This is a genomic window from Pirellulaceae bacterium (assembly GCA_029243025.1).
Taxonomy (GTDB): Bacteria; Planctomycetota; Planctomycetia; order Pirellulales; family Pirellulaceae.
In genome coordinates this window covers 143589-158354 of sequence record JAQWSU010000045.1, presented here as the reverse complement: position 1 = coordinate 158354, position 14766 = coordinate 143589, and the positions used below count along the sequence as shown (strand labels likewise).

At 53.5% G+C, this 14766-nt stretch carries 11 protein-coding genes; 7 read left to right on the top strand and 4 right to left on the bottom strand.

The genetic code is table 11. The features are described 5' to 3' along the window. Nucleotides 1-28: 28 nt before the first annotated feature. The 4 genes from P8N76_19615 to P8N76_19600 all read right to left on the bottom strand — a co-directional run bounded on the left by P8N76_19615 (nucleotide 29) and on the right by P8N76_19600 (nucleotide 5523). Nucleotides 29-1408 (bottom strand): HEAT repeat domain-containing protein, encoded by a 1380-nt coding sequence (locus tag P8N76_19615; protein MDG2383891.1) that lies wholly within the window; start codon nucleotides 1406-1408, stop codon nucleotides 29-31. Nucleotides 1409-1484: 76 nt separating this feature from the next. After that, entirely contained in the window at nucleotides 1485-2189 is a 705-nt protein-coding gene (locus tag P8N76_19610; protein ID MDG2383890.1) for a HEAT repeat domain-containing protein, read from the bottom strand. Between the two features lie 60 nt (nucleotides 2190-2249). Further along, nucleotides 2250-3464, bottom strand: coding sequence for a Gfo/Idh/MocA family oxidoreductase (locus tag P8N76_19605; protein MDG2383889.1), 1215 nt, complete (start codon nucleotides 3462-3464; stop codon nucleotides 2250-2252). A 439-nt stretch (nucleotides 3465-3903) separates the two neighbouring features. After that, on the bottom strand, nucleotides 3904-5523 hold the full coding sequence (locus P8N76_19600) for a VCBS repeat-containing protein (GenBank protein ID MDG2383888.1): 1620 nt from the start codon (nucleotides 5521-5523) through the stop codon (nucleotides 3904-3906). A gap of 347 nt (nucleotides 5524-5870) precedes the next feature. On the opposite strand from P8N76_19600, the gene P8N76_19595 reads away from it, so the two are divergent. The 7 genes from P8N76_19595 (at nucleotide 5871) to cheB (ending at nucleotide 14761) form a co-directional block, all read left to right on the top strand. Next, nucleotides 5871-6389, top strand: coding sequence for a hypothetical protein (locus P8N76_19595; GenBank protein MDG2383887.1), 519 nt, complete (start codon nucleotides 5871-5873; stop codon nucleotides 6387-6389). A gap of 513 nt (nucleotides 6390-6902) precedes the next feature. Next, nucleotides 6903-8972, top strand: coding sequence for a methyl-accepting chemotaxis protein (locus tag P8N76_19590; protein ID MDG2383886.1), 2070 nt, complete (start codon nucleotides 6903-6905; stop codon nucleotides 8970-8972). Between the two features lie 30 nt (nucleotides 8973-9002). Continuing rightward, complete coding sequence (locus P8N76_19585) at nucleotides 9003-9449, top strand: chemotaxis protein CheW (GenBank protein ID MDG2383885.1); 447 nt, start codon at nucleotides 9003-9005, stop codon at nucleotides 9447-9449. Beyond that, the gene (locus tag P8N76_19580; protein MDG2383884.1) at nucleotides 9446-10666 is read left to right on the top strand and encodes a CheR family methyltransferase; all 1221 of its coding nucleotides are present in this window, start codon (nucleotides 9446-9448) and stop codon (nucleotides 10664-10666) included. Before P8N76_19585 ends, P8N76_19580 begins: the two co-directional genes overlap by 4 nt. After that, entirely contained in the window at nucleotides 10663-11259 is a 597-nt protein-coding gene (locus P8N76_19575) for a chemotaxis protein CheW (protein ID MDG2383883.1), read from the top strand. Before P8N76_19580 ends, P8N76_19575 begins: the two co-directional genes overlap by 4 nt. Then, complete coding sequence (locus P8N76_19570) at nucleotides 11256-13730, top strand: hybrid sensor histidine kinase/response regulator (GenBank protein MDG2383882.1); 2475 nt, start codon at nucleotides 11256-11258, stop codon at nucleotides 13728-13730. The genes P8N76_19575 and P8N76_19570 overlap by 4 nt, the downstream gene beginning before the upstream one ends. Then, nucleotides 13730-14761: a chemotaxis-specific protein-glutamate methyltransferase CheB gene (gene cheB, locus P8N76_19565; GenBank protein ID MDG2383881.1), complete on the top strand. Its 1032-nt coding sequence runs from the start codon at nucleotides 13730-13732 to the stop codon at nucleotides 14759-14761. The genes P8N76_19570 and cheB overlap by 1 nt, the downstream gene beginning before the upstream one ends. Nucleotides 14762-14766: the final 5 nt, after the last annotated feature.

Below are 14766 nucleotides of genomic sequence, written 5' to 3'. Positions count from 1 at the left end.
CGGGTTTCATTTCTTCAGACAGTCAAGATTATTTGGGACGTACCCAGGTTTCATCTCGCTTGTACCGATTTGCACGGTCGACAACGGTGGCGTTCTTGCTGGTCGCGATAACCTGATCCAATGCTTGATGGAACTCGGCTTCGTTTGGTTCTCGCAGATTGCGATGATGGGCCAGCTCCACAATTGTTTCGCAAGCCTGGTCGGAGAAGCCAGGCTGATCCATGTAAGGAAGGACAAAACGCAAAGTTTCCGGGATGCGTATTGCGCTAGCCCGTTTAAGGGCCAGTTTTCGTTCTTCATCGCGTTGGCAAAGTTGCATGGCCAGCTTCAGAAGATCAAGCTTTTCTAGGTCGCTCCGGCCGTCGGGGAGCGGTGCGATACGAATCAACGCCCGCAACGCGGTCGTGGCATGCCCTCGATGTTTGTCGGTTGAGATGACCTTGATTAACTGGGGTGCGACGGACGCGTTCGGCCAATTGCAGAGTGCTCTCAGTCCTGCGGAATGTTGTTTGCGGTCATTCAGCGCTTGCTCGATTACCTTCAAGGCTGACGGACCTCCGACTCTGCCTACAGTTGAGAGCAAGGTCACACGATCGGCCGAATTAAGTTTGTTGATGGCGGCGAGCAGTGGCTCGGCTTGTTGGTCTGGTTCACCTGAGCGACGGCAGACGAACATCAGGTTTTTTTCTGCGGCTGCCTGTTCGGCACCCCGCTTTGCTTTGAGCACACCTTGGACCATTCCCGGAATCTGTCCGGTGCTGCCTAGTTTTCCTAACGCTTGCATGGCAGCGGAGCGAACCGTTGCATCGCTGCCAACGGCGGCCTGCAACAGATCAGGCACCACGTCGAGGGCCCGTCGGGTGGTCAAGACTCGAATGAGTTCCACTTGTGCATTGGATTCGGCTCCCGCCATCTGCTGGACGATCGCTTGGGATACGTCCTCACCCCGCAGGGAAACAAGGCTTGCGAATGCAGCGGTTCGATCGTTATCGGTTCCCTTGGAAACAAATTCGACGAATCGCGGTGTGTCCTGACTTGTTCCCAAGGATCCGAGCGCTCGGATTGCTGCAACGCGAACGGCGGGAGCTGGTTGGCTCTCAAGCAATTCCACCACCGCTGGTCGAGCTGAACGATCAGCTCGATCAGCAAGCGCACTCAGCAGTCCGACTTGTGTTGAAGGGGGCAATTTTTGTAAGAGTGCGGCAAATTGTTGTGTTGCAGCTTTTCCCGGGGCTTCATTGCGAATCTGTTCGAAGCCAAGTGCTCGCATGTCCTTGTCGGAATCGCTGAGCAAACTGACGACCAACTGCACTAATTCGTCGTTGACGTCAGCCGCGACGGTCCGGCGGACATCAACGGTCAGAACGGTGAGTGAAAAAACAAAACAGAGGACCAGTCGGATCCACATCAAGGCGCCTCCTCAAAAACAAACATGGTGACGAGCGTTCCCGTCACCATGTGTTCAAATTCCCGAATGAGAAAAACTACTTTTTGCCGCTACAGGCAAGCATGCCTCGGGTGGCAGCCAATCGCACGTGCTTGGGGTGATTGAGACCGATGTAGCCTTTGTAAATGGCTAATGCTTCACTATTCTTGCCATCCGCTAACAGCGCCTCGGCACAGGACAAGGATGCATCTGTTGCAGCAAACACAACTTGCTCACTTGCCCTGTACCCTGGTTCTGTCAAGGCTTTGGCAGCTGCGGATGTTGCCAAATCGCCCAGGGCATAGGCTGCTGCAGCAGCGACGGCAGCATTCTCGTCTGACATATAACTGGACAAGAGGGGAATGCTGGCCGTGTCGCCTCGGACGCCAAGTGAAGCAATGACACCGATCTTCAGCGGATCATTGATATTCGGCAGAGCATCACGCATTGCGGCAGCAGCTTCCGGTGCCGGAATGCGTTCCAACGCGTAGCGAGCCATGTGCGAATTGTCTTGGTTAGACAGTAATGTCGCCAATGCGGATACCGACTCTGCTGAGCCAATCAGCATCAGTTTTCGGCAGACATAATCTTTCGCATCACGTGGCACATCGGTACCAAGAACGGCAGCCAGACGAGTCTCGAGAGCTTGACGAGCTGATTGATCACCGTGTGACGAAACGATCGCTTCATCGATCGGATTGAGAACTTTCGGATCAGTGCCCCAGTTGTATTCCTTCAGGGCTTCAAACGCTTGGTCCAACATAATGTTTATCTCCCAGTGAGAGTTTATTTCTGATTCACAGACAAGGATTAACGGCCAATACTACAGTTGCCAGGGTTGGCGACGTGCTCGATCGAGCATTCGATTGGCTTCTTCGTCATTTGGGAATCTTTGGTTTTCAGCATCCCATTGCAGTGATCGCTGAAGTCGATATGCGATGGTACCCAGATGGCTCAACGCTACGGAATTCACCGCGAGTTCAATGTCGCGGAAGGGCTGCTCGCGTGTTTTGACGCATTCGATGAAGTCACCGTAGATTCCGCCAGTGCCTTTGTAGGCCGGCACGGGTTTCGCCGCTCGTTTTTCGTTCGGCGTTCCTTCGACGGCCAAATTGCCTGTGTCTGGCTTGTTGTGATGGATCTGCATCCCATTGGGATAAACGAACGTGATCCATTTGCCGCCATCCTGATAGATCACTTCGTTGGGCTGCAATTCACGGACATCAACGGCAAAGGTCGCGCCACCAAAGTGATGGGCTCCCCAGTCGGTCATACCACCGCCCGAGTAATCGATATAGGATCGCCAACTTCCGCCACTTGTGCCAAAGTTGCCATCACAGCGTGCCTTGTTGTAGGGTGCCCAAGGGGCTGGTCCAAGCCAAAGATCCCAATCGATGTCGCTCGGTACATCCTGAGCGGGCAGATTGCAGGTTTGAGACAGAGGGCCTACGTTGACATTAATCGACTTGACTTCACCAAGTTCTCCACCCCAGCATTTGTCGACAATTGAGCGGTAGTCTTGAAGCACTCGCTGGCTGCCGCCCGAGACCACGCGTGAATAACGTCGCGCGGCGTCAACCATCAGAGGGCCTTCACGCAAGGTGCGCGTTTCCGGTTTTTGGCAGTAAACGTCTTTTCCGTTGCGGCATGCTTCGATCACCATAATTGCGTGCCAATGATCGGGAGTTGCCACATGGACTGCATCGATGTCGGGGCGGCCGATTAGTTCTCGGAAGTCGTTGTAATCAGCACAGTCTTTGTTGTTGTAGTGCTTGTCAGCGCGGGCCTTCGCCGATTCACGGGCTCCTTTGCGGACGTCGCTCACGGCAACGTATTGGACATCGGACCGACCCAGGAAATTGCCCATGTCGCCGCGGCCCATGTTGCCGATGCCGATGCCGCCCATCACAATTCGTTCGCTGGCGGCCGGTCGCTCGGCATCGCCCAACGCTGACGACGTAATCACGTAAGGCAAGGCGATTGCCGAACTCGCCGTCTTGATAAAGTCTCGACGGTTAGGGTTGGAATGATTGCCCATAACTAAATCCTCATTGGGTATGAAATATAGGTGGGGAAACGGAGTGCCTTGTGAGCTAATCATACTCGGAAAACGGAGGCGGGTCACGTCTCCCCAAATGGGAACCGTCCAGATTTTCAGCACGAATATCAGGATTTGTGCCCGAAAAATCGCTTGGCGTCGACCCCGATACCTTCCCGTCCAACCGATTGCCAGCGATTTGCGCGTCTGTGATTCGCCCCACTTCTCAGCGACCAACCCGCCTGCGACGAAGTTCCTGGCCAAAGGTCGCTGTTAGCTTTCGGGTTGCCGTGACTGGGGACAGCTGGGGAGTCCGCAGTCAATCATCGATGGTCGACAGCCTATCAGCTTCACGATCGTAGAATGGAGAATCGCCTGTTCGTGGTGGTCAACAGCAGTGCTGTTGCTGAGAAGGTTGCGAGCGAGCATCGGGGTGAGACTAGAAATCAGCGGCGAACACTTGCTCCCACTGTCTGGGATTCTGCCATTTGCCCCATTTTTTCTTGCGCGTCAGGGAACGCCCGGTTGAGAGTGAGGCTGACCACTTTCCCGATTTCAGATCGCGGCCAAAGAGGTCATCGCGACCGTCACCATTCAGATCTCCTGTCTGGACGTCGGTCCATTGTGTTTTCTTCGGCCAGCGTCCCCAAGAGCGTGTTACGAACTGATCACCTTGTGATTCAGCAACGAATAGTTGACCCGTGTTCTTAAGCCGTCCAAACACGTCGATCAAGCCATCACCGTTCATGTCGGCTAGTTGAATGTCGACCCAGGGGAATCCCTTCGACCATTTGGACCAAGCGCCTTGAACGGTGAAGCGAGAGCCATTGGATACCCCGACAAACCAAATGCCATTCAGGTCATTGCGGGCAATCAGATCTTCACGACCATCACCGTTTACATCTCCAACGTCGACAAAGCCCCAATTTACGTCTGCGCGGAGTCGCCCCCAGAGACGTGTGTCGAAGCCGTTGTCGGTTGAGACAGCAACCCACAGTTCACCTGTTGATTCAACTCGACCGACAATGTCAGCGCGACCATCGCCTGATAGATCACCCGTACGAACGTCGAGCCAATTGATGTTAGCCGACCACCTGCCTTCCGCCCGATTGACGAAACTGTCCCCTGTGGAAATGCCAGACCACCACGCGCCGTGACCGGCCACGCGACCAATCAAATCGTCACGCCCATCACCATTGATGTCGGCTAGGTTAACATCCGTCCACTCGACCTTGTTCGACCAGGTTCCCCACGTCGATTGAACCAAACCAGCTTCCGTGATGACACCGACCGTCCATTGGCCGGTATCAGGATTCCAACCGACGAGATCATCGACGCCGTCGCCATTCACATCTCCCGGTTCGAGCCATTCGATTTCAGGATCAGTTGAGCCCAGACGACTTGTCTTCAATCGAGATCCATTGGAACGTGCTACATGCCAATCATTTCCTCGTCGACCGATCACATCGACGCGCGTTGAATGCAGGTTTCCGTCGAGCGTCTCGGTACCGCTTGCGGTTGTTATCTCAAACGAGTAGCTCGTCTGACTTCCGCTCGAAACGACAACATGAGCAACCGTTCGATTGGTAAAAGGCGTGAAGCCAGAAAATTCAGCTTGTAATTTTGAGGAACTCTCGCTGCTGCTGATAACTTGTAGCTCATCTTCCACCAACGAGAATTGGAACTGAGAATCGGAATAAATCGTACCCCCCGCGTCGATCAGTTCTGAGTTGTGGTCACGGAAAATCGTATCGGCTCCACGTGGGTTGATCTGCCGCATTTTTCGACTCTCCACGGTCCCATGCAGGGCACTGACGGGACTGTCTGACTCAATCGTCAAGAAAAACGTCGTGTAGCCAGAGTGCTCGAGGGTTGGTTCGTACGAGATGAGTAGGTCCGCCGCGAGTAAGGTGCGACTTTCAAGTGGTTCAAAGCGATGTTTACGGCAAAACGGAGCAAGACGATCCTGGATCAAGACAGTGCCTCGTAGATCACGGTGTGGCGTCGAAGATGGGAAGTCATGGAGGAGTCGACCGACAGAATTGTCGATAAATTCCACACTAGTTACCGACGCCTGGCCGTTCGCTAGAAAAGCAGACGGAGAACGGGGGAAATTGGTTTAGAGCCGTTAACTTCCCATTGATTGTCACAGGACAAGAAGTGGGCGGAGGTTGTACGAGTTCTTCCGATTGTTTGGCTGTCCTAGCGGGTTGGCTCCGCGAAGTGGGATTCGGGACGCGCCAAGAAAAACCACTGTTGAATTGCGCCAGAGCGCATCCCAGCGCAAGTTGGCTCGCTTTTGCCTCGTAAAACGCGTAGGCTGCCCACAGGGCTGACCAAATTTCACCGCCCTCGGCTGTTGGCAGAGGGGCGTTCCGAGTTCGATTGATTTGGGGAGACAAGAAGATGGCGCTTCGTCTCGCGCGGATGATGCTCTTTTGCTCGACCATCGGGGGCTTGACGCTCTGCGACTCGATTCAGGCTCAGAGATTTCGTTTTCGACTGTCGGCTGTCCAGGGTAGCAATCGATCAATCACATCTACATCGACTCGTGCCACCCTCCCCGACGGTGGTTTCGGCTCGGTGAGCAACGGAACGCTCACTCCCTTTGTGACCGGCTTCGTTCCCATTGTGGGGCGGCAATCGATTTGGCAGCGCCAATATTTTCCGCCTCCACGCGGCAGTCTGCCAAAGATTGAAGCGTCTGAACGACAACAACGGCGGGCTGAGGCTAACGATGCACTCAGAAACCGAGCCATCGATCGATACGTGCGAAAAGCTGAGCACGAGTTGCGTATGGGGCGCACCGGAATGGCGCGAGTTTACTACCGACTGGCATTAAAACGCGCCGAAGGGGATGCGCGCGATCAAATCGAAGCGAAAATTCTGATACTCGCCGATCCGGGCAAATTGGAACAGCCTTGAGTTGGGTGTTTGTGCGAAGGCGGTGACGATCCTTTTGTCGATCCGGATGGAATCGATTTGGGGCGCGACAGTCGGTGTCGGCGAGATGGCCGTTCGCTGCTCATCACCCTTGTTGTTGCTAGTCACGGTCGAACGTTGAAACGGTCTCAGGGGCGGGATGAGTTGGCACCCGTCGTAGGAGTCTGATGGCAAGTCCAGGCGTGGCTGCCCAGGTTGGCTTTCTGCCGCTTGCGGCTCTGCAATCGTGCCCAAGCGTGTTTGACTTTACTGTACACTCGTTTCGGGTTGGCCGATTGGTTTTGCGGAGAGATGCCCCGTTTTTGATGGCAGCAGAAAGCACACAACGCACATATTCCAACTGCGGACCCTGGGCTTCCGTGTCGTGAGTCCAACATTGATTTGGAGATCGCTTGGGGCGCGACTACGATATGGAACCGCGATATTCGGACTATTTGCGCCAAGTTTCACCATCATTTTGCTGTCTCAAGCCAACGTCGTTCTACTGGAGTCTCTATGTCAGGCTTATATCGCACGATTTTCGAAAGTATTGTTGGCCGTTTAATCCTGGCCTTCGTGCTTCCGACATGCGTCATGACGTTTTTACTGATTACTCTGACCACGATGTCCGAATATCGAGATTTGATGGCGTCCAGTGAACAACATCTCAGTGCCACGACGTCTCTGTTGGCATTGCGCATTGAGGAACAGAACCACGAAGCGAGTTCGACTTCGCAACGAATGGCAGAGGCTCAGATAAGCGGCATGTTTGGTGATCGAGCCACGTCGCTGAAATTCGCGAAGACCATTTTAGAAAACTATCCGGATATCACGGCTGCCTATTTTGGCTATGAACCAAATGCCGACGACGCGGATGCTGATGCAGCGTCCAGCGATATTCCGCCAGCAGCGATGGATGGTTCGGGCCGCTTCATTCCCTACTGGGATATCACGGATCTCAACACTCGTGCGCTGGAACTTCGGCCGTTAGTGGAAATGGAGACCAACGACTATTACCGAGGCGCAAAGGAACGATTCGAACAAACAGGAAAGGTCGAGGCGACCTTCACCGAACCGTACGTTTACGAAGGAAAGATGATCGTCGAGCATACTTACCCGATTGTGCTCAACAATGAGTTCATGGGAGTTGCCGGAGTGGATCGGGGGCTTGTGGAGGTCGAACAGCAATTACGGAGGTTTGCCAAAGAATCGCAGGTTGATCTATTTTTGATCAGCGCCAAGGGTCGCTTTATTGCCACGACGATTGATCCGATGCTGGAATCGCAGAGTGACCCGTCTAGTCTGCTCAAAACCCAAGCAGTTGCGGAAACAGATTACGGAGAGCTCTTTGGGGGAATCTTGGGGAACAAGAAGCCCACCTTTCTCGTGAATTCGATTGACCCGGTTGATGGCGAGAAATATTTCTTTTTTTCAGCGGAAATCCCCACGGGTGATTGGACATTGATTTTACGGAAGTCCGAGGCCGCGATTTTGACGCCGATTCGCTCGCAACTATGGAAGAACGCGACTTTTGCGAGCGTGGGCTTCCTCTGCATTATCTGCATTCTGATTTTCGTGGTGCTTCGCATGGCGCGTCGAATTCGACAAGCTGCCTCCGCGGCTGGTCAAGTCGCTGCCGGTGACTTGACTCAGGAGTTAGGCGATATCAAATGCAAAGACGAGACGGGCATGCTGTTGCGATCATTGGGCACCATGACAGACAATCTGAACTCATTGGTTGGAAATGTGAAGCACGCCAGCATTAAGTTGAATTCGACGGCAACCGAATTGGCCGCCACAAGTCGTGAGCAGCAAAGCACGGCAAGTTCTTTCGGTGCTTCATCGACTCAAATCGCGGCGGCCGTCAAGCAAATTTCTTCCACGACGGGCGAACTCGTGGAAACGATGACCGAAGTCAGTGATGCCGCGAATGATGCGACGGGGCTGGCAACAGCTGGTCAACAAGGCCTGACTGAAATGGAATCGAATATGCGTGGATTGGATGAAGCCACTTCCTCTTTTGGCGATAAACTCAGTGTCATCAATGAAAAGGCAGCCAATATCACCGGCATCGTGACGACGATTACCAAGGTTGCGGATCAGACGAATTTACTTTCGGTCAACGCGGCCATCGAAGCCGAGAAGGCGGGTGAATACGGTGTCGGGTTCCTGGTGGTAGCTCGTGAAATTCGCCGACTTGCTGATCAAACCGCATCAGCCACGTTGGATATCGAACAGATGGTGGCTCAGATGCAGTCGGCCGTATCGGCAGGCGTAATGGAAATGGATCGTTTCACGGATCAAGTGCGGCACAGCGTGAAAGATGTCGAGCACATTAGCAATCAGTTGAGTGAGGTGATCGCTCGTGTCGCTGAGAATACGGCGCGTTTTGAAAGAGTCAATGAGAGTATGCAGAGTCAAGCCCAGGGAGCAGACCAAATTAATTCGGCGATGAGTCAATTGACGACCCACGCATCGGGTTCTACCGATGCGGCTGACGAATGTGCTCGGGCAGCATCAGAACTTCAAGATTCGATCGGCTCGCTCAAGTCCTCCATTTCGTCGTTTCAGCTGAGGGCGGAGTAACGCCTATAACCTTTGTTGACGGATCGTTTCATGCATGTCGTGATCTGGACTATTGGAGATAACCGGTTTGCAACACCCACACAGGATGTTGTGGAAGCGATTTCCGTTGTCGACGTACGTAGCCTGCCTTCGGTTGATCCTTGGGTTTGTGGTTTAATAAACTATCGTGGTCGCCCCATTCCGCTCGTCGATGTTTCCAAATTACTTGGTGACGGGGCAGCAAAACGACAATTGTATGCCCGCATCTTGGTGGTGAAACGTGGTGCAGAATCGGAGACAGAATGGTTGGGATTACTCGTCGAATCAGTGCTGAGTGCAGAGTCGTTAGATTTTGATTCGGCCGAAACAGCACCCACCGACACGCTTCCGCCTCAGCTTCCCTTTTTAGGGCCGATCTCATTGTTCGGTCAAGGCTCCATCCAGTTAACGGATGCGACGAAAATACAAATTACTCCGAACCCAGCAAGTCACCTATGAGTCTGAACGCTGAGCAACTCAAAGGTTGGATAGCCCGGCAAACGGGTCTCGATGCAGAATTACTGGATCGTGAATGGTTCGAGTCTCTGATGAATGAGCGACTTCGAATTCATGGACTGGCTCCCAGCCTGACCAGCTATCGTAACCTTCTGGCAAGCGATCCTGACGAGCTTCAAAAGGTTGTCAACGAAGTGACCGTGCCGGAAACATGGTTCTTTCGTTATCCCGCATCGTTCGATTTACTCACCGAGTACCTGCGGAAATTTCGGAAACAGCTCTCGCCAATTCCCCAATTGCGAATGTTGAGTATTGCGTGTGCCACCGGAGAAGAACCGGTGTCGATGGCAATCGCGGCGGCGCGAGCCGATTGGCCCTTGGAGAAAGTCCGGGTCGATGCGATTGATCGTGAGCCGCGACACCTTGCTCGAGCGCAGGAAAATCGTTTTTCGAGCTATTCAGTCCGCGAGGCATTGCCAGCTTGGACGGAGCGTTGGCTGCAAAGAGAAGGTGACGATCTGGTTGTTGCTGCCGAGATCATGGCATGCATCGAATGGAAACTTGTTGACGTTACGGTACTCGAGACGCCTTTTGCAGCGAGCTATCATGTGATCTTTTGCCGCAATCTGCTGGTTTATCTCAATCGTCGTGCGCGCCTGGCTTTGACCAACAAATTATCTGAGTTGCTGACCAACGGTGGATATTTGTTTGCCGGACATGCCGACGCACTGGAATTGCTGCGAGAACGATTTGAGCGGCAGGACAAACACGGGGCATTTGCCTACCGAGCCTTCTCTTCAAATTGTCAGGTGCGTGATGACCCACCCTTACGTTTGCCACAACCGCCTTGCGTCGAGCCAAGGCCGAATCCCGGCGTGCGACTGGTGGAGCCCCCCCCGAAAATCCAAACCCCCGCATCGCTCGAGGATGCGATTAAATTGGCAGACGGTGGCGATTTGCCCAACGCACTGAAAATCTGTGAATCGCTCATGCCGAGCGTAGATCCACAGTTGTTCGCCCTGATGGGCAGTATTTTGCTTGCCATGAATCAATGCTCCGAAGCACGTGTCGCGTTGCGGAAATCGATCTACCTGAATTCCGCCAATGCCGATGCACTGTTGCAACTTGCCATTGTTGAAGAACGACTTGGAGAACTAATCCAGGCCGAGAATTACCGGCGAAGAGCAGCATCCCTTCACGATCAGGAGGCGAAAGAATGAACTCTTCTGCTCAAAATCGACCGCCCACGTCCGAGCAATCGCCGCTTGAGGACAGCGCGATCCATCAGTTGTTGGATCGGCCGCTCCGTCCGGAGGAGCTCAAAGAATCAACCAATCGTGTCTCCAAGCCGCTTGTTCATGACAAGATGACAAGCGAGGGGCATTTGCTTTTCCGCTTGTGTCACGAACTCTTTCTGTTCCCGTCGCAATCGGTTGATCGCGTAGCCCGCGTCAGTCCGGTGCGGCGAATACCTCATCGGAGTAATCAAGTTGTACGTGGCCTTTGTCCGTTGGATGGTGACCTACTGATTTGTGGTGACTTGACTGGCTTGATGCAACTTAGCCGAGAAGACTCCGAGCAAGAGGAGTCATGTCGGATGGTCGTTCTCGGGAATCGCGATCGCTGGGTTGTGGAAATTGATCAAGTCGTTGGTGTTGTTAATTTGGACGAACAGCAGGCAATTCCTCCCCCGGTCACGGTTCGTGATGCTCAACAGCGATTTGTTGATCGTCTCGTCACAATTGATGACGAACTGGCCTCCGTGTTGGACGTCGCCTCTATTATCTCAGCTTTTCAGGCGGCCTTATCATGAGCGGTGACCTCTCGGGATTCTCGATGTTCGAGCTGTTCAGGGATGAAGCTCGAGTACACGCCATCACGCTCAGTGAAGGTTTGTTAGCTGTTGAAGAGAACCCTTCCGATCTTAAGCAATTTGAAAGCCTGATGCGGGCTGCGCATTCGATCAAGGGTGCAGCTCGTATTATTGGACTGGATGTGATCGTTGATATGGCTCACGGCATGGAAGACCGTCTTGTTGCGCTGCAGAAAGGCGAAGAAACGATTACGCCGACGCGCACCGACCAATTGCTGCAAGGCGTGGACTTAATTCGTGAACTTGCCGATTTAGAAGAATCGCAAATCGAGGCTTGGAGTCAATCGCACCAACAAACGTGCCAGTCTTTGGCAAAGCAACTTAATCTGGCCTGCGACGCGCCGGCCGATAAGGAACCGTTGGAATCGAATGTCACTTCTGAAGCGACAGCGGTTGTCGATGCAGAAACCGGCGAGACGACGAAGGACACAACGTCATCGGCTGATTTGGCGGAGAACAAAACAACGGAGCAGGCCACCGTCGGTGAGCCGGATGATGACTCGGCCAAAGAGAGTCTGGCAAAGGCTCCTGAGTTCAACAAGCAAGCAGAAGCTAACGACGCCGACCGCGAGCCGGTAGTAACTCAGGAGGCTGCTGGTAAGATAGCTGCCGATGGCTCGGCCAAGTCGATCAACACGGCGGATTCGTCGGTTGCTGTGGTGGACGATGCGGCGTCTCGATCTGAACGAACCGTACCCGTTAACTCGGAAAATCTCAACCGAATAATGCGGTTGGCTGGTGAGTCGATGATCGAGTCACGTCGGCTTCAGTCGCTCGGGGAATCCTTGTCTAAGTTGCGCACGATGCAGCAGCGGTTGGGGGAAATTGCCGATCAGGCATCGCGAACGGCTTTGATCGAACCGCTTGCCAAAGACTTACAAACGATGCGCGAACTTGGTGGTGAAGTTCAGCAATTGTTGCAAGATCATTCCACGGATTTAGAGCAAGCCTTGTGGCGATCGGAACGCACGTCATCTGCTCTTTACAATGAAGTAATCGGCAGTCGCATGCGACCGTTCTCAGAAGGGACAATTGTCTTTCCTCGCATGATTCGAGACCTTGCTCGCAAGCTCGATAAAAAGGTGCGATTCAAGGTCATTGGTGACCATGTGGCGGTCGATCGTGATATTTTGAGAAAACTCGAAGCGCCGCTGAATCACATCCTTCGGAACTGCGTTGATCATGGCATCGATACCCCTCAAGAACGGATTGACGCGGGGAAATCAGACACCGGAACGATCACTCTGCATGCTCGTCATCACGCCGGCATGCTGTCGGTTGATGTCCAAGATGATGGTCGTGGCATCGATCCCGAGGCACTTCGTAATCGCATTGTTGAGCGGGGGCTTTCGCCTGCAGATGTGGCTCAACAGCTGACTGAAAGCGAACTTTGGGAATTCCTCTTTCTGCCCGGATTTACCACCACCAAGGAAATTACCGAAGTATCGGGACGCGGCGTCGGATTAGATGTCGTCCGCAATATGGTGCAAGAGGTTTCCGGAACGGTTCACGTTGAGTCCACTCTCGGGCTAGGCACAACCTTTCAGCTTCGCTTGCCGGTGACCTTGTCGGTCGTTCGTGCCGTGTTGGCCGACATCGGAGGTGAGCCGTATGCGTTCCCCTTGTCGAAATTGACGCGTGTCCTGCGGGTAGCGGAATCCGATTTGCAGGCTGTCCAAGGGAAACAGCAATTGCAGCTCAATGGGAAATCTGTGGGCTTAGTACGAGCCACCGAAATCCTGGAACTGCCGAATCAATCGCAATCGGATGAAGAGCTGAGTATTGTTGTGTTTGGTCCTGAAAAATCGCTTTGCGGATTGGTGGTTGATCAGTTTTGTGGGGAGCAAGACTTGGTCGTTCGTCCGCTGGATCCGCAGTTAGGAAAAGTTCAGCATATTTCTTCGGCTGCGGTGACGGATGCTGGCGAAGCGGTATTATTTGTCGATGTGGAAGATCTTGCTTTGTCGATCCAACAGCGGCTCGGGGATGGTCGGATTAGTGGCATGACACGTCGACCGGCCCATTTACGTCGAACTCTGCCGCGAATTCTGGTGGTCGACGATTCGATTACGGTCCGCGAGGTCGAACGCCAATTGTTAACTCATCACGGTTATGACGTCGAAGTTGCAGTCGATGGTCAAGATGGGTTGAATCGGCTGCGAGCGTCTCATTACGACCTGTTGATCACAGACGTCGATATGCCCAGAATGAACGGCATCGAACTGATCGAAGCAGTTCGTGGGGATAACCGAGAGGGGAACATTCCAATTATTATCGTCTCATACAAGGATCGGGAGAGCGATCGACTGGCCGGGATGGAGGCAGGTGCGAACGCCTACCTGACCAAAGGCAGTTTTCACGACGATTCGTTCATCTCCACCGTGAAGGATTTGATCGGAGCAGGCACCTAATGCGTGTAGGGCTGGTCAACGATCTACGATTGGCTCTGGAGGCCTTACGGCGAGTCATTCAATCGATGCCGGACGCCGAAGAAGCGTGGTGTGCGATCGATGGTCGCGAAGCCGTGACACGGTGTGGGGAAGATCCGCCGGATTTGATCCTGATGGATCTCATCATGCCGGAAATGAATGGAGTTGAGGCGACTCGTCAAATCATGCGATCGTTTCCCTGCCCTATTTTGGTCACCACTGCGACCGTCACAGGTAATCGTGAGCTGGTGTATGACGCGTTGGGCGCTGGCGCTGTCGATGCGATAGAGACCCCCGTGCTCGGACGTCACGGCAGTTTGCAGGGTGCTGAAGCGCTAATTCGGAAAATGAGATGTGTTTTGCAAATTGCCAACGCGGAAATAAATCCGGAGCGGAGGATGCCAAAAGAGACCATCGTCAGCTCCCCCGCACACACCTCCAATCCACCGTTGGTTGTGATCGGTTCTTCTACAGGCGGTCCTGATGCGCTGCGGGAGGTGCTTGGTAGCTTGCGACGAGATTGCTCGGTCGTGATCGTCCAGCATCTGGGGGAAGCCTACATCACGGGTCTCGCAAACTGGTTGACCGAGGAGACACCCTGGAAAGTTGTTTTGGCAGAAGCCGGACAATCGTCTCAAGTGGGGCACGCTTATTTGGCCAACTCAATCCAGCATCTTGTGCTGGACGATCAAGGCCATTTTGACTATCAATTAGAGCCCCAAGATCATCTTCATCAACCTTCGGTGGACGTGTTCTTTTCATCTCTTTGCCAAACGGCTGTCTTGCCTGGCGTGGGCATTCTGCTCACCGGCATGGGGCGAGATGGAGCTTCGGGACTGCGTGAACTGAGAGATAATGGCTGGAAGACCATCGCTCAGGATGAGAAATCGAGTATTGTATGGGGAATGCCAGGGACCGCCGCTCGCGAGGGAGCTGCGATGCAGATTTTGCCACTGAATCAAATTGGAAATGCGGCGAACCAGTATTTAGGATCATTAATCCATAAGAGTTGATACGG